At 69.9% G+C, this 15310-nt stretch carries 13 protein-coding genes; 5 read left to right on the forward strand and 8 right to left on the reverse strand.

The genetic code is table 11. The features are described from left to right. Positions 1–184 precede the first annotated feature (184 nt). A complete protein-coding gene (locus tag AC07AZ_RS24105) occupies positions 185–898 on the forward strand; it encodes an XRE family transcriptional regulator (RefSeq protein WP_478851026.1) in 714 nt (237 codons plus the stop codon). 7 nt (positions 899–905) lie between these two features. On the opposite strand, the gene AC07AZ_RS24110 is transcribed toward AC07AZ_RS24105, so the two are convergent. Continuing rightward, complete coding sequence (locus tag AC07AZ_RS24110) at positions 906–1931, reverse strand: ATP-dependent 6-phosphofructokinase (protein ID WP_478851028.1); 1026 nt, start codon at positions 1929–1931, stop codon at positions 906–908. A gap of 238 nt (positions 1932–2169) precedes the next feature. Here AC07AZ_RS24110 and pta point away from each other — a divergent pair, with 238 nt between their 5' ends. The 3 genes from pta (at position 2170) to pyk (ending at position 7026) form a co-directional block, all read left to right on the forward strand. After that, on the forward strand, positions 2170–4284 hold the full coding sequence (gene pta / locus AC07AZ_RS24115) for a phosphate acetyltransferase (protein ID WP_478851030.1): 2115 nt from the start codon (positions 2170–2172) through the stop codon (positions 4282–4284). Next, complete coding sequence (locus AC07AZ_RS24120) at positions 4281–5492, forward strand: acetate kinase (protein WP_478851032.1); 1212 nt, start codon at positions 4281–4283, stop codon at positions 5490–5492. The genes pta and AC07AZ_RS24120 overlap by 4 nt, the downstream gene beginning before the upstream one ends. 100 nt (positions 5493–5592) lie before the next feature. Next, positions 5593–7026 (forward strand): pyruvate kinase, encoded by a 1434-nt coding sequence (gene pyk, locus AC07AZ_RS24125; RefSeq protein ID WP_478851034.1) that lies wholly within the window; start codon positions 5593–5595, stop codon positions 7024–7026. 63 nt (positions 7027–7089) lie between these two features. Here the strand turns inward: pyk and AC07AZ_RS24130 are convergent, their stop codons facing one another. The 5 genes from AC07AZ_RS24130 to AC07AZ_RS24150 all read right to left on the reverse strand — a co-directional run bounded on the left by AC07AZ_RS24130 (position 7090) and on the right by AC07AZ_RS24150 (position 12074). Next, complete coding sequence (locus AC07AZ_RS24130; RefSeq protein WP_478851036.1) at positions 7090–7509, reverse strand: hypothetical protein; 420 nt, start codon at positions 7507–7509, stop codon at positions 7090–7092. Between the two features lie 215 nt (positions 7510–7724). Continuing rightward, positions 7725–9056 carry a hypothetical protein gene (locus AC07AZ_RS24135; RefSeq protein ID WP_478851038.1) on the reverse strand — a complete coding sequence of 444 codons (1332 nt, stop codon included), beginning with the start codon at positions 9054–9056 and terminating at the stop codon, positions 7725–7727. After that, complete coding sequence (locus AC07AZ_RS24140; protein WP_478851040.1) at positions 9046–9651, reverse strand: DUF6114 domain-containing protein; 606 nt, start codon at positions 9649–9651, stop codon at positions 9046–9048. The genes AC07AZ_RS24135 and AC07AZ_RS24140 overlap by 11 nt, the downstream gene beginning before the upstream one ends. 136 nt (positions 9652–9787) lie before the next feature. Continuing rightward, the gene (locus AC07AZ_RS24145; RefSeq protein ID WP_478851042.1) at positions 9788–10429 is read right to left on the reverse strand and encodes a DUF6230 family protein; all 642 of its coding nucleotides are present in this window, start codon (positions 10427–10429) and stop codon (positions 9788–9790) included. 670 nt (positions 10430–11099) lie between these two features. Further along, positions 11100–12074 (reverse strand): tetratricopeptide repeat protein, encoded by a 975-nt coding sequence (locus tag AC07AZ_RS24150; RefSeq protein WP_478851044.1) that lies wholly within the window; start codon positions 12072–12074, stop codon positions 11100–11102. A gap of 273 nt (positions 12075–12347) precedes the next feature. Between AC07AZ_RS24150 and AC07AZ_RS24155 the strand changes: the two genes are divergently transcribed. Continuing rightward, complete coding sequence (locus AC07AZ_RS24155; protein WP_478851046.1) at positions 12348–13076, forward strand: TetR/AcrR family transcriptional regulator; 729 nt, start codon at positions 12348–12350, stop codon at positions 13074–13076. A 40-nt stretch (positions 13077–13116) separates the two neighbouring features. Here the strand turns inward: AC07AZ_RS24155 and AC07AZ_RS24160 are convergent, their stop codons facing one another. Further along, on the reverse strand, positions 13117–14817 hold the full coding sequence (locus tag AC07AZ_RS24160; RefSeq protein WP_478851048.1) for an acyl-CoA mutase large subunit family protein: 1701 nt from the start codon (positions 14815–14817) through the stop codon (positions 13117–13119). A 93-nt stretch (positions 14818–14910) separates the two neighbouring features. Beyond that, a complete protein-coding gene (locus tag AC07AZ_RS24165) occupies positions 14911–15249 on the reverse strand; it encodes a DUF3817 domain-containing protein (protein WP_478851050.1) in 339 nt (112 codons plus the stop codon). Positions 15250–15310: the final 61 nt, after the last annotated feature.

Below are 15310 nucleotides of genomic sequence, written 5' to 3' on the forward strand. Positions count from 1 at the left end.
ATCGTGCCCCGGCCCGGGCGCCCGAGGCGCCGTTCGGCACGGCGTTCGACACCCACCCCGTCCGGGCGACGGACGATCTCCGGCCATTTCCCGGGCACGGCCGGAACCCCACGTTCCCACGATGCGTGATCCTGGCCGAACAGACCGTAGTCAACGCGCCGCGGTGGCCCCTACCTTGTGGGCCGTGCGCCGAACTCCAGCTCCGCCGAACAAGCCCACTCCCCCCTTCGACGCCCCCGCCGCCCGCAGACTCCGCACCGCCCTCGGCATGGGACCCCAGCACGTCGCCTACGGCATGCGCGCCTCCTATGGGCTCTCGCATGTCACCCCGGACCTCGTCCTCACCTGGGAAAGCGGCACGAGCGCGCCCGTCGGCCTCGAACTCACCGCCCTCGCGGGCGTGTTGTGGTGCTCCCCCGGTGAACTCATCGGCAGGCCGCGGACCCTGCGGGAGCACCGCGTCGCACACGGCCTGGCGCCGGACGACGTCGCCCGCACCGTCGGTCTGGAACTCCTCGCCTATCTCCACATGGAGGACAACGACGCGTGGCGCGGCACCGAGCGTCAGTCCGCCGCGCTCGCCCGGCTGCTCGACCTCTCGCTCCCCGACTACGTCAGCGTCACGGGACGCGACGCGCGACTCGCCGAGCTCCTGCGCGGCGCCGTGACCACCCGCTGGCAGGCGTACGTGCGGCCGCTCGCGAAAACGGTGCCCCTGGACCGGCGGCTCCTGGAGGACACCCTCCGGGAGCTGCACAAGGACTACCAGGGGCAGATGGCCGCCACCCTCAGGTGGGGCGGCGGCGCGGCGGCGAGCGCCTCGGGCGACGCCGGCCGGGACTTCCTCGACGGGATCATCGACCGCTTCTGGACGGCCGTCCGGGACAACACCGGTTAGCGGCCGGCTAGAAGACCGACTCGGTCTCGTCCATCCGGTCCTTCGGCACCGTCTTCAGTTCGGTGACCGCCTCCGCGAGCGGCACCATCACGATGTCCGTCCCGCGCAGCGCCGTCATCCTGCCGAACTCACCGCGGTGCGCGGCCTCCACGGCGTGCCAGCCGAAGCGGGTGGCGAGCACCCGGTCGTACGCCGTCGGAACGCCACCGCGCTGGACGTGGCCGAGGATGACCGGCTTGGCCTCCTTGCCGAGCCGGCGCTCCAGCTCGAACGCCAGCGCCGTACCGATGCCCTGGAAGCGCTCGTGACCGAACGCGTCGATCTCGCCCTTGTCGTAGTCCATGGACCCCTCGGCCGGGTGGGCGCCCTCGGCCACGCACACCACCGCGAACCGCTTGCCGCGGGCGAAGCGCTCCTCGACCATCTTCACCAGGTCGGCCGGGTCGAAGGGGCGCTCGGGCAGGCAGATGCCGTGCGCGCCGGCCGCCATGCCGGACTCCAGCGCGATCCAGCCCGCGTGCCGGCCCATGACCTCGACGACCATGACCCGCTGGTGGGACTCGGCGGTCGTCTTCAGGCGGTCCATCGCCTCGGAGGCGACCCCGACCGCGGTGTCGAAACCGAAGGTGCGGTCCGTGGAGGAGATGTCGTTGTCGATCGTCTTCGGGACGCCGACGACGGGCAGGCCGGCGTCGGCCAGCATGCGCGCCGCGGTGAGCGTGCCCTCGCCGCCGATGGGGATCAGCGCGTCGATGCCGAAGTCGCGCGCGATGTCGAGCGCGTTCTCGCAGGCCTCGCGCAGCCGGTCGCGCTCCAGGCGGGAGGAGCCGAGGATGGTGCCGCCGCGGGCCAGGATGCCGCTCACCGCGTCGAGGTCGAGGGTGCGGTAGCGGCCGTCGAGCAGGCCGGCGTAGCCGTCCTCGAACCCGATGACCTCGTCGCCGTAGTGGTCGACCGCGCGGTGCACGACCGACCGGATCACTGCGTTCAGACCAGGGCAGTCGCCACCTGCGGTGAGAACTCCGATGCGCATCGTGCGTGTCTCCTGCTCGCTGTTGAGACCGGTGAGCCAGGCCGATTGTTTCATGCCCCGCCCGGCGATGTCGCTTCCGTGCCGTACAACCCGTTTCGCCCTTTCCCCACCCCTGTCCTGACGGGCGTCTTAACCAGGCCCGGAGGTATTGTCAAGAGGGTTCTGCTCACCTCGGTGGGCGATTTTTATGAGGCCCCCACACTCCCACTTCCCGCTCAAGACGAAACGGAGAGCACGCGTGACGCGCAGCGTGTACGTGACCGGTATCGACCGCGGCGACGGCCGCCAGGTCGTCGAGCTGGGGGTCATGGAGCTCCTGACCCGCCAGGTCGACCGGGTGGGGGTCTTCCGCCCTCTCGTCCACGACGGGCCCGACCGCCTCTTCGAACTGCTGCGCGCCCGCTACCGCCTGTCACAGGACCCGGCGACCGTCTACGGCATGGACTACCCGGAGGCGTCCGCGCTCCAGGCCGAGCAGGGCACCGACGCGCTGGTGTCGGCGCTCGTCGACCGGTTCCACCTCGTGGCCCGGGACTACGACGTCGTCCTCGTCCTCGGCACCGACTTCGCCGCCACCCAGCTGCCCGACGAGCTGTCCCTCAACGCCCGGCTCGCCAACGAGTTCGGCGCGGCCGTCATCCCCGTGGTGGGCGGCCGGGGACAGAGCACCGAGTCCGTGCTCGCCGAGACCCGCAACGCCCACCGCGCCTACGACGGTCTCGGCTGCGACATCCTCGCCATGGTCACCAACCGGGTCGCCCGGGACGACCGGGACGAGATCGCCCGCCGACTCGACTCCCGGCTGCCCGTGCCCTGCTACGTGGTCCCCGACGAACCCGCCCTGTCCGCGCCCACCGTCGCGCAGATCTCCCAGGCCCTCGGCGCGAAGGTGCTGCTCGGTGACGACTCGGGGCTCGCCCGGGACGCGCTCGACTTCGTCTTCGGCGGCGCGATGCTGCCGAACTTCCTGCACGCCCTGACCCCGGGCTGCCTGGTCGTCACCCCGGGCGACCGCGCCGACCTGGTCGTCGGTTCGATGGCCGCGCACAGCGCCGGCACCCCGCCGATAGCGGGCCTGCTGCTCACCCTGGGGGAGGTGCCGAGCGACGAGGTGCTCACCCTGGCCGCCCGGCTCGCGCCCGGCACCCCGGTGCTGTCGGTGGCCGGCAACAGCTTCCCGACCGCGGCCGAACTCTTCTCCCTGGAGGGGAAGTTGAACGCGGCCACCCCGCGCAAGGCGGAGACCGCGCTCGGGCTCTTCGAGCGGTACGTGGAGACCGCGGGGCTGCTGAAGCGGGTGTCCACGCCGAGCAGTGACCGGGTGACGCCGATGATGTTCGAGCACAAGCTGCTCGACCAGGCCCGTACCGACCGGCGGCGGGTGGTGCTGCCCGAGGGCACCGAGGCGCGCGTGCTGCACGCCGCCGAGGTGCTGCTGCGGCGCGGTGTGTGCGACCTGACACTGCTCGGCCCGGCCGACCAGATCCGCAAGAAGGCCGCCGATCTCGGCATCGACCTGGGCGGGACCCAGCTGATCGACCCGGCCACCAGCGAGCTGCGGGACTCTTTCGCCGAGAAGTACGCCCGGCTGCGCGCCCACAAGGGGGTCACGGTGGAGCTGGCCTACGACGTCGTCTCCGACGTGAACTACTTCGGCACCCTGATGGTGCAGGAGGGTCTCGCCGACGGCATGGTGTCCGGTTCGGTGCACTCGACGGCCGCGACCATCCGCCCGGCCTTCGAGATCATCAAGACCCGGCCGGACGCGGGCATCGTCTCGTCGGTCTTCTTCATGTGCCTCGCGGACAAGGTCCTCGTCTACGGCGACTGCGCGGTGAACCCCGATCCCGACGCCGAGCAGCTCGCCGACATCGCCATCCAGTCGGCCGCCACCGCCGCGCGGTTCGGCGTCGAGCCGAGGATCGCGATGCTGTCGTACTCGACCGGCACGTCCGGCTCGGGGGCCGACGTCGACAAGGTGCGGGAGGCGACCGAGCTGGTCCGTGCCCGGCGGCCCGACCTGAAGATCGAGGGCCCCATCCAGTACGACGCCGCGGTGGAGCCGACGGTCGCCGAGACCAAGCTGCCGGGCTCGGAGGTCGCCGGCCAGGCCAGCGTGCTGATCTTCCCCGACCTCAACACGGGCAACAACACCTACAAGGCCGTGCAGCGTTCGGCCGGCGCGATCGCGGTAGGGCCGGTGCTCCAGGGCCTGCGCAAGCCGGTCAACGACCTGTCCCGGGGCGCGCTCGTCCAGGACATCGTCAACACCGTCGCCATCACGGCGATCCAGGCCCAGTCCCAGTCCCAGTCCCAGTCCCAGTCCCCCAGCGAGAAGGCGACCGACCAGTGAGCGCGACCCGCGTCCTCGTCCTCAACTCCGGCTCCTCGTCGGTGAAGTACCAGCTGCTCGACATGCGCGACAGCAGCCGGCTGGCCGTGGGGCTCGTCGAGCGCATCGGGGAGGCGAGTTCCCGGCTGTCGCACACGCCGGTCTCGCGGGGCGGTGAAAGCCGCGAGTGGACCGGCCCGATCGCGAACCACGACGCCGCCCTGAAGTCCGTGGCTGAGGAGCTGGCGAAGGACGGGCTGGGGCTCGACTCGCCCGAACTCCTCGCCGTGGGGCACCGGGTGGTGCACGGCGGCAAGTACTTCACCGAGCCGACCGTCGTCGACGAGCGGGTGCTCGCCGAGATCGAGCGGCTGATCCCGGTGGCGCCGCTGCACAACCCGGCCAACCTGACCGGTATCCGTACCGCGTCGGCGCTGCGGCCCGACCTGCCCCAGGTCGCCGTCTTCGACACCGCCTTCCACACCACGATGCCGGAGTCGGCCGCCCGCTACGCGATCGACGTGGAGACCGCCGACGCGCACCGGATCAGGCGCTACGGATTCCACGGGACCTCGCACGCCTACGTGTCGCGGGCGACCGCGAAGCTGCTCGGCAGGGCCCCCGAGGACGTCAACGTGATCGTGCTGCACCTCGGCAACGGGGCGTCCGCGTCCGCCGTGCGCGGTGGCCGGTGCGTGGACACCTCCATGGGGCTCACGCCGCTGGAGGGGCTCGTGATGGGTACGCGCTCCGGAGACATGGACCCTGCCGTCATCTTCCATTTGATGCGCGTTGGCGGAATGTCAACGGACGAGATCGACACTCTTCTCAACAAGAGGAGCGGTCTGATCGGTCTGTGCGGGGACAACGACATGCGGGAGATCCGCCGCCGGGTCGACGAGGGTGACGAACAGGCCGCGCTGGCCTTCGACATCTACATTCACCGCCTGCGGAAATACATCGGCGCCTATTACGCGGTGCTCGGCCGGGTGGACGCGGTCGCCTTCACGGCCGGGGTCGGGGAGAACTCGGCGCCGGTGCGGGAGGCGGCGGTGGCCGGTCTTGAGGGGCTGGGCCTCGCGGTGGACGGCGAGCTGAACGCCGTACGCGACGGCGGGCCGCGGCTGATCTCCCCGACGGGGGCCCGGGTCGCCGTGGCCGTGGTGCCGACCGACGAGGAACTGGAGATCGCCACACAGACCTACGCACTGGTCGGAAAGGGCCGCTGAGGAATTACACGTCAGTAACACGCCTGAGCGCGGACCCGCCCATTTGCATCTTCCACCAGACGGAATATTCCGTAGCGAAACAAACCGATAGGATCGCCTCATGCGCCGTTCGAAAATCGTCTGTACTCTCGGCCCCGCGGTCGACTCCCACGAGATGCTCGTGTCCCTGATCGAAGCCGGCATGAACGTGGCCCGCTTCAACTTCAGCCACGGCAGCCACGCCGAGCACCAGGGCCGGTACGACCGGGTCCGGGCCGCCGCCAAGGAGACCGGCCGGGCCATCGGTGTCCTCGCCGACCTCCAGGGGCCGAAGATCCGCCTGGAGACCTTCGCCGAGGGCCCGGTCGAGCTGGAGCGCGGCGACGAGTTCGTCATCACCACCGAGGACGTGCCCGGCGACAAGCAGATCTGCGGGACGACGTACAAGGGCCTGCCCGGTGACGTCTCGCGTGGCGACCAGGTCCTGATCAACGACGGAAACGTCGAGCTGAAGGTCCTGGACGTCGAGGGCCCGCGGGTGAAGACGATCGTCATCGAGGGCGGTGTCGTCTCCGACCACAAGGGCATCAACCTGCCCGGCACGGCCGTGAACGTTCCGGCGCTGTCCGAGAAGGACATCGACGACCTGCGCTTCGCACTGCGCATGGGCTGCGACCTCGTCGCGCTGTCCTTCGTCCGGGACGCCAAGGACGTCGCCGACGTCCACCGCATCATGGACGAGGAGGGGCGCCGCGTCCCCGTCATCGCCAAGGTGGAGAAGCCGCAGGCGGTGGACAACATGGAGGACGTCGTCATGGCGTTCGACGGTGTGATGGTCGCCCGTGGCGACCTGGCCGTCGAGTACCCGCTGGAGCGGGTCCCCATGGTGCAGAAGCGCCTGATCGAGCTGTGCCGGCGCAACGCCAAGCCGGTGATCGTGGCGACCCAGATGATGGAGTCGATGATCACCAACTCCCGCCCGACCCGCGCCGAGGCGTCCGACGTCGCCAACGCGATCCTGGACGGCGCGGACGCGGTCATGCTGTCGGCGGAGTCGAGCGTGGGCGCGTACCCGATCGAGACCGTGAAGACGATGTCGAAGATCGTCGTCGCGGCCGAGCAGGAGCTGATGTCCAAGGGCCTGCAGCCGCTCGTCCCGGGCAAGAAGCCGCGCACGCAGGGCGGTTCGGTGGCCCGTGCCGCCTGCGAGATCGCGGACTTCCTCGGCGGCCGGGGCCTGGTCGCCTTCACCCAGTCCGGTGACACCGCGCGCCGGCTGTCGCGCTACCGCGCGGTCCAGCCGATCATCGCGTTCACCACCGACGAGGGCACCCGCAACCAGCTGGCGCTCAGCTGGGGCGTGGAGTCGCACGTCGTGCCGTTCGTGAACAGCACGGACGAGATGGTCGACCTGGTCGACCAGGAGATCGCCAAGCTCAACCGCTTCAACCCGGGCGACATCTGCATCATCACGGCCGGCTCGCCCCCCGGCGTCGCGGGCACCACCAACATGCTGCGCGTCCACCACCTGGGTGGCGGCGAGCACGCCAACTGACGGGCCCGTCAAGGCTCCTGAGGGCGCCCCCTGCGGCAGGGGGCGCCTTCGTCTTTCGCGCAGTCAGTGGCTGCCGCGGGTGTCGCGCCTCGGCGGCGCGAACGACGACCACGCCAGGGCGTCGAAGTTCTCCCGTCCCCACCGGTCAGCTGCCCGCACGGGCTGGGACCCCGGGGCAACCGATACTCGGCGCGCGGAAAAGTCGCGCACGTTCAGCGGGAGGACACCGACCCATCGCGCGCGCTCGCCCGCCGGTACGCGTTCCAGGACGTCACCGACGACTCCGGATGCCAGTGCACCGTCCGCTTTCAAGGACACCGCCTCGAACAGCAGCGGCAGTGCGGCGGGAGTGTCCATCGCCACGCGGTAGAGGGACCAGCGGTCGTGGCCGTCAGCGAACGAGGCATCGCCGTCGTAGCGGCCGACGGCCTGGGCGAGTTGCCGCAGCACCTCACCCAAGGTCGGGGAGAGATCAGCAGCCACGCGCCTTGAACCTTTCCATGGCGACTCGGATGTTCTCCCTGATCTTACGGATGTTTTGAGTGACCACTGCCTGCTGGTGCCTGGACAATTCCGGGTCGCCGGCCAACGGCTTGCCGTTCTGGCCGACGCGGACCTCCTACGCGACTGAGGGCGCACCCTGTGACAGGGTGCGCCCTCAGCGCTTGTGCGGCTCCCGAACGGGCTCTGGGGGGTGCTCAGTCGATGTACTGGTGCAGTCCGGGGACCGTGAGCGTGCCGCCGAACTGGCCGGCCTGCTGGACCTTCGCGTTGGTGAACACGATGTACGGGATGTTCAGCGGCGGCGGGCTCTTCACGCTGAAGGTGAGCGGTATCAGGCCGAACAGGTTCCCCGAGATGCTCTCGGTGTACATGACCGTCTTGCCACCCTCGATGGTGGACTCTTTACCCTTGGCCGACTGGACGTGGTACGTCTTGCCGGACTGCTCGTCGTTCACCGTCTGGTGCAGGTCGACGATTTTCGTGCCGCCGGATATGACGTACTTCAGGACTTCCTTGACCTTGCCGCTGGCCGTCCGGACCTTGACTATGCCCTGGTAGTCGGCGCCGTTGAGCGTCAGTGAACTGGCGTTCAGGTACCAGGGGTCGTCGGGCAGCAGGATCGTGTTGTCGACTGCGCCCGTGTCGTCCGAGGCGACCTCGCAGTCGTCGGCCTTCGCGGTGGAGCTCGCGCTCGCCGAGGGACTGGGGGACGCCGTGGCGGCCGCGGTCGTGTCCTCGGCCGTCTTGGTGGTGTCGTTGGCCGCCTTCGACGCGGCGTCGGTCACGTCCTTCACGGTGTTCTTCGCCGTGTCGGTGACCTTGCCGGTCGTCTCCCTCGTCCCCTTGGCGGCGTCGGAGGAACTGGTCGGCGTGTCCTCGCCCGCGCTCTCGGAGGCGGACGCGGAGGCCGAGGGGGCCGGGCTCGCGCTCGCACTCTCCGTGGCGTGGCCGCCGCCGGTGAGGATGTCGCCGATGGTGTCGCCGATGGTCTCGAGTATGTTCTTGCTCGTCTCGGACGCCGACGGGGCCGGGGTGGCGGTGTCGCCGCCGTCGCCCGAGGTCGACTTGGTCTCCGAGGCGGAAGGCGTGGGGTCGGCCTTGTCGTCGGAACCTGAATCCGACGAAGAGTCCTTGCCCGGGTCCGTGGCATCCGCGGAGGTCGTCACCGACGGGGTCGGCTCCGCCGTGTCGCCCGTGTCCGGGGACTGCGACGCGTCGTCACTCGCCGAGGCGGAGGGCGACGGCGAGGCCGAGGCCGAGGCGTCGTCCGTCATGGCGGCGACGCAGTCCTTGTACTCGTCGGCCAGCTTGCTGTTCGACGCCGGCTGGTCGTCCGCGTTGGCGAGCGTGGGCGTGAAGCCCATGCCCATCAGCACTGCGGTCGGCATCGCCGCCAGGGCTATCGCCTTCCCGGCAGGCACGTGGAACCTGGTGAAGATCGGCTTCCTGGGCGCGGCGTGCCGCGGCCCGGTTCTCACACGGGACGCGTCCACGTCAGTCCCGTGGGTCACCTCGTCAGCCGGCACTGTGCCTCCCGTATGCCCCGGTCCCCGGGCTCGTTCCTGACAGATCGTTCGGCTCGTCCAGCCGGTCGTCCTTGGTGAACACCGGGCCCTCGCTGTACGGGGCCTCGGGGGTACTGACCTCGGGAGTGCCGTCCTCGGGGGCCGCCGCCTGCGGGGCGCCGCCCTCCTGGGAGCCGGACTCATTCACCTGCTCCTCCGGCGACGGGCCCGGCGCCCATGACACCGCCATCGCGCCACCGATGAGCGCGAACAGGAAGCCGACGATGAAGCCACCGAAGTTGGAGACGGGCAGGGACACCAGTCCCAGCAGAATCGCCGCGACGCCCGCGAAAGTGCGGATGTGCTTCTGCACCCACAGGCTGATGCCCAGGACGACCAGTAGCACGCCGATGATCAGCGAGCCGGCCCCCGCGGTGGTGGCCATGGCCAGCGTCAGGTGACCGACCTGGAGGTGCGCGTACGGGAAGTACATGATCGGAAAGCCGGCGATCACGACGAACAGGCCGGCCCAGAACGGGCGAGTACCCCGCCACGCACGGAACTGCAGCCTCCGGCGAGTGAACTGACCGGGCTCGGCAGAAGTCTCGGCGCTCATGGAAAACAGCTCCCTGGTGCGGCTTTTGCTGTGGTGAAGGTGGTACTGGGATGAAGATGGGCGCGATGTGCGCAAAGGCAGACGCGGGAGCGACGGGCGGGGACGCCTTCCGGCTCCCCCGCCCGTCACCGAATGCCTAGTAGCACTCCGCGCTGGTGCCCGTGGACAGCTTCATGCTGAGGCCGGGGAGCTTGAACGTTCCCGCGGTGGTCGCCCACGCCGTCTGCTTGACCTTGCTGAGCTTCACCGAGTCGGCCTGCTGGGCGAAACCGAAGGGGTTGGCCGATTCATTGGCCTTCATCTTCGCGCCCTTGAGGTCCTTGCCCGCCACACCGATGTCGATGTTGGTGAACTCGGCGTCCGCGCCAAGGTCCTCGACGTCGATGTACAGGTTGGTCGCAGCGACCTGCTTGTCCTCATCGCTGCTGTCACCCGCCTCCAGCCGCAGGGTCACAGACCCCAGCAGCGGGATGTTCGGCGTGACGACCGACTGGCACATCTTCTCGATGTTGGCGCTCGTGAACGCCGACACCGCCACCGGGTGAGCCGTCTTCTTACCGTCGAGGGTGTAGCCCGCGTCGATGGCCCCGTACTGGGAGAAACCCTTACCGTTGAGCTCCTTGGCCGTGACCTTGAACGACTGCCCCGACACACTGAACGACGCGGCAAGTGCACCCTGAGCCAGGGCCACACCTATACACGCCGTGGCGGCGACGCTGGGCACCATGACCACAGCGAAGCGCTTCCATCTGGTCCCGCCACGCACCTGGGACTCCATATTTTCCTCCTTCTCGGACGTACATCTCCTGGCCCTGACTGTCCTATCGACAGACGGCTCAGCCGGGCAGGGATGGGAGAAGTGCTACGTCCTCGGGAAGGAGAGCGCCTGCACTCGACGGCGCGAACGCGCCCGAATCACCGGCGATCACCCCCGAGCGACAACCACTGGTCGCGCCTGACACGCATCACGCACAACCTTGCTGGACAGGCTCCGCCGGACGGCGAAGACCCCCCTGCCCAAGAGTCGACGCCACTGCCGTCGACCCTGCCCGGTGGGGACCCTGGTTCCCGTTGGACCCAACCGGCTGTCGGGGTACGCGAATGGACCGAGCGTGGCCGATCGTGGTGCATTCTCGGCGCCCGCACAAGGGGGTTCGTTACTCGCTAGTAACGGCCGGATAACCGAACAACGACCCACCGGTCTCGGCCGACGACGCTCGGTGGCAGAGAAGGGGAGGACAAAACTGTTGATGAATGGACAGAGTCCGACAGATCAACGGCCGAAACTTACTTGAAGTAACAGCGGCCGCGTTTACCAAGTTTTGGTAAAGCGCGGCCGCTCCGGCAGTCCGTCGCCAGATCTTTCACGCGGGCACCACACACCCGCGCGTTTAGCGACTGGTCAGAACCGGGCTCGCACCCCGCTCAGAACACCCGCCCCGGCCCGCTCAGAACAGGGCCCGCGCGAGCGCCCGGCGAGCCGCCGCCACCCGTGGGTCGTCGGCGCCCACGACCTCGAACAGCTCCAGGAGCCGCAGCCGTACGGCGTCCCGGTCGTCACCCGCCGTACGCCGGACGGTCTCGATGAGCCGCCCGAACGCGTCCTCCACATGACCACCCACCAGATCCAGGTCGGCGGCGGCGATCTGCGCCTGCGCGTCGGCCGGCTTCGCGGCGGCCTCCTCACGGGTCCGCTGCGGGTCCAGACCCTGCACCCGCAGGAGCAACTCGGCCTGCGCGAGACCCAGTTTGGCCTCCGAGTTGGCCGGATCGTCGTTCAGTACGTTCCGGTACGCCTGTACGGCGCCCCCGAAGTCCCCCGCGTCCAGGGCCTGTACGGCGGCCTCCAGCAGGGCGTCGTGCGGCCCAGGGGGCACCACGGGAGCCGCCTGTACGGCGCCCGGCGCGGCGTCGGCGTCGACCGTCAGGCCGGTGAGACCGAAGCGTTCCTCGGCGACCTGCACCAACTGGTCCAGGGTCTGGCGGATCTGCGCCTCGCCCGCGGCTCCCTGGAAGAGCGGCAGGGCCTGACCGGCCACCACCGCGAAGACGGCCGGGATCCCCTGGATCCCGAACTGCTGCATCAGCATCTGGTTGGCGTCGACGTCGATCTTGGCAAGGACGAAGCGCCCGTTGTACTCGAGGGCCAGCCGCTCCAGGACGGGGCTCAGCTGCTTGCACGGCTCGCACCACTCGGCCCAGAAGTCGATGACGACGGGCACTTCGGTGGACCGCTGGAGGACGTCGAGCTCGAACCCGGCCTCGTCGACGTCGGAAACGAGGTCGGCCGGGGAGACGGCGCCTCCCCCGCCCTCCCGGGCCGCTTCGGCGCGCGCCTGCTCCGCCTTCGCCTTGGCCTCCTGGGCCGCCTTCACCGCGGCGAGGTCGACGACTCCGCTCATGGACATGTTCCGTGGCTGCATGCGTCTATCCTCCCCCGTTCCCGCGCGTGTGTGGTCCATACCCCGGGGGACGGCCCCGGACCCCCGGCCGGGACGAGAACCGGGGTATTCGTTGTCGTGCGGCACCGGGTCCCCACCCGGGCCAGTGGTGGTCGCTCACGTCGGCCGGGTGCGTCGGTCGGCGCACAGGCTTTCGCTACGAGTCGTAGCGTAATGGCACCGAGTGCCTCCGGACCACCGTCTCCTGGTGATCTCCCTCACGACCGCACGAGAACCGCCGGTTATGGTCGAAGGATGCACAGCCGCATGCCCCCGAGCCGCACCGGACGCCCGCGCAGCGCCACCGCGGACACCGCGATCCTGGCCGCGACGCGGGCGGCCCTGGTCGAACTCGGCTGGTCGCGGCTCACCCTGGGAGACGTCGCGACACGCGCCGGGGTTGCGAAGACGACCCTCTACCGGCGCTGGGCCGGCAAGAACGAACTCGTGGTGGACGCGGTCGCCGAGCTCTTCGACGCGCTGGAACTGCCCGACCGCGGCTCGCTGGCCGCCGACATCGAGGGCGTGGTGCTCCAGTTCGCGGCGATCCTCGCCCTCCCGGAGGCCAGGAGCGGCCTGATGGCGGTGGTCGCGGAGTCGACGCGGGACGACGCGCTGCGGGAACGCATCCGCGCCTCCATCGTCGAGCGGCAGAAGCGGCTCGTCCTGGCCGGCCGGGCACGGGCCCAGGCGCGGGGTGAGCTGGCACCCGAGCCGGACACGGCGGAGGCCACCCGCACGGTCGACCTGATCTTCGACATGGTGGCGGGTGCGGTGGTCCACCGCACCCTGGTGAGCGCGGAGCCGGCGGACGAGGAGTGGGTGCGCGGCTTCACCCAGGTCCTCCTGTACGGACTGGCCGCCCCCACCGCTGCCGCTGTCCCGGCCGCCGTCGCACCGGCGGCCGGTGACCACGGGGAGCCGCCCGGAGCCGACCGGCACGTGGACGTCGACAGCCGCCCGACCCGGACGTCGAGCGGCTGACGGTCACTTCTCGTACGCGGGTGCGGGAGACCTCCGCCCGTCAGAACCCCGGCGGCTCGGTGTAGACGCCCCACTCGTCGCGCAGCACCCCGCAGATCTCGCCCAGGGTCGCCTCGGCCCGTACCGCGTCGAGCATCGGGCTGATCATGTTGGTGCCACCGCGCGCGGCGGCGAGCATGGCGTCCAGCGCGGAGCGCACCGCGCCCTCGTCGCGGGCGTCCTTGCGGGTCGCGAGGGACCGCACCTGCTCCCGCTCCACCTCGTGGCTGACCCGCAGGATCTCCAGGTCGCCGGTGACGGAACCGGTGTGGACGTTGACGCCCACCACCTTCTTCTCCCCCTTCTCCAGGCCCTGTTGGTAGCGGAAGGCGGACTCGGCGATCTCGCCGGTGAACCAGCCGTCCTCGATGCCCCGCAGGATTCCGGAGGTGACCGGTCCGATGGGGTGCCGCCCGTCGGGGTGCGCGCGCAGGCCCCGCTCCTTGATCTGTTCGAAGATCCGCTCGGCGTCCGCCTCGATGCGGTCGGTGAGCTGCTCGACGTACCAGGCGCCGCCCAGCGGGTCGGCCACGTTGCCGACGCCGGTCTCCTCCATGAGCACCTGCTGCGTCCGCAGGGCGATCTCCGCCGCCTGCTCACTCGGCAGGGCCAGCGTCTCGTCGAGGGCGTTGGTGTGCAGCGAGTTGGTGCCGCCGAGCACGGCCGCCAGCGCCTCCACGGCCGTACGCACGACGTTGTTGTACGGCTGCTGGGCGGTCAGCGAGACGCCGGCCGTCTGGGTGTGGAAGCGCAGCCACTGCGCCTTGTCGGACTTCGCGCCGTACACGTCGCGCATCCAGCGGGCCCAGATGCGCCGGGCCGCGCGGAACTTGGCGATCTCCTCGAAGAAGTCGAGGTGCGCGTCGAAGAAGAAGGACAGTCCTGGGGCGAAGACGTCGACGTCGAGCCCGCGGGACAGGCCCAGTTCGACGTAGCCGAACCCGTCCGCCAGCGTGTAGGCCAGCTCCTGGGCGGCCGTCGCCCCGGCCTCGCGGATGTGGTAGCCGGAGACGGACAGCGGCTTGTAGGCGGGGATGCCGGCCGCGCAGTACTCCATCAGGTCGCCGATCAGGCGCAGATGGGGCTCCGGCTGGAAGAGCCACTCCTTCTGCGCGATGTACTCCTTGAAGATGTCCGTCTGCAGCGTGCCGTTGAGCACGGCCGGGTCGACGCCCTGGCGTTCGGCGGCGACGAGGTACATGCAGAAGACGGGGACGGCCGGTCCGCTGATGGTCATGGACGTGGTCACGTCCGCGAGCGGGATGCCCTCGAACAGGACCTCCATGTCGGCGGCCGAGTCGATGGCGACCCCGCAGTGCCCGACCTCGCCCAGTGCGCGCGGGTCGTCGGAGTCCCGTCCCATCAGGGTCGGCATGTCGAAGGCCACGGACAGTCCGCCACCGCCGTTGGCGAGGATCATCTTGTAGCGCTCGTTGGTCTGCTGGGCGTTCCCGAAGCCGGCGAACTGCCGGATCGTCCAGGTGCGGCCCCGGTAGCCGGTCGCGTGCAGGCCGCGGGTGAAGGGGTACTCCCCCGGCCAGCCGATCCGCTCGAAACCCTCGTACGTGTCACCGGGCCGTGGCCCGTACACCGGCTCCACGGGATCGCCGGAGAGCGTGGTGAAGTCCGCCTCGCGCTTGCGGGCGGCGTCGTAACGGGCCTGCCAGCGTCGGCGGCCCTCCTCGATGGCTTCAGCGTCCATGCTTCGAATTTACTAGGACGTCCTAGTAAATGTCGATGGGAGACCGCCGTACGCGTCCTCGTACGGCGGTGGAGATGCCGCGTGCGGGCCGGCTCAGGCCTTGGCGACGGCGGGCGCTTCCCGCGTGATCCGGGGCTCCAGCTCGTGGCTGATGCGGCGCTCGACGAAGAAGGCGGCCGTCGGGATGGTGCCCGCCAGCAGCACCCACAGCTGCTTGGCGACCGGCCACTTGGCCTTGGCGCCCAGGTCGAAGGCGAAGATCAGGTAGACCACGTACAGCCAGCCGTGCGCGATGGCGACGACACGGGTGAAGTCCGCGGCGCCGTCGACGTCGAAGGCGTACTTGGCGATCATGCTCAGGCACAGCAGAACCAGCAGCACACCGGTGACGTAGGCCATGACGCGGTAGCGGGTCAGCACGCTCTTTTTCATGGGTACGAGCGTAACGGCCGGTTTGGGGTGATCTTCCGGCACCCCCGGCGCCCGGCACAGG

It is taken from the genome of Streptomyces sp. NPDC043878 (genome assembly GCF_056435735.1).

Excerpts from the sequence above, each read along its gene's own strand:
- AC07AZ_RS24110 (WP_478851028.1), bottom strand. The coding sequence starts at position 1,931 with ATGCGCATCGGAGTTCTCACCGCAGGTGGCGACTGCCCTGGTCTGAAC.
- AC07AZ_RS24165 (WP_478851050.1), bottom strand. The coding sequence starts at position 15,249 with ATGAAAAAGAGCGTGCTGACCCGCTACCGCGTCATGGCCTACGTCACC.
- pyk (WP_478851034.1), top strand. The coding sequence starts at position 5,593 with ATGCGCCGTTCGAAAATCGTCTGTACTCTCGGCCCCGCGGTCGACTCC.
- AC07AZ_RS24155 (WP_478851046.1), top strand. The coding sequence starts at position 12,348 with ATGCACAGCCGCATGCCCCCGAGCCGCACCGGACGCCCGCGCAGCGCC.
- AC07AZ_RS24140 (WP_478851040.1), bottom strand. The coding sequence starts at position 9,651 with ATGAGCGCCGAGACTTCTGCCGAGCCCGGTCAGTTCACTCGCCGGAGG.
- AC07AZ_RS24160 (WP_478851048.1), bottom strand. The coding sequence starts at position 14,817 with ATGGACGCTGAAGCCATCGAGGAGGGCCGCCGACGCTGGCAGGCCCGT.
- AC07AZ_RS24145 (WP_478851042.1), bottom strand. The coding sequence starts at position 10,429 with ATGGAGTCCCAGGTGCGTGGCGGGACCAGATGGAAGCGCTTCGCTGTG.
- AC07AZ_RS24150 (WP_478851044.1), bottom strand. The coding sequence starts at position 12,074 with ATGCAGCCACGGAACATGTCCATGAGCGGAGTCGTCGACCTCGCCGCG.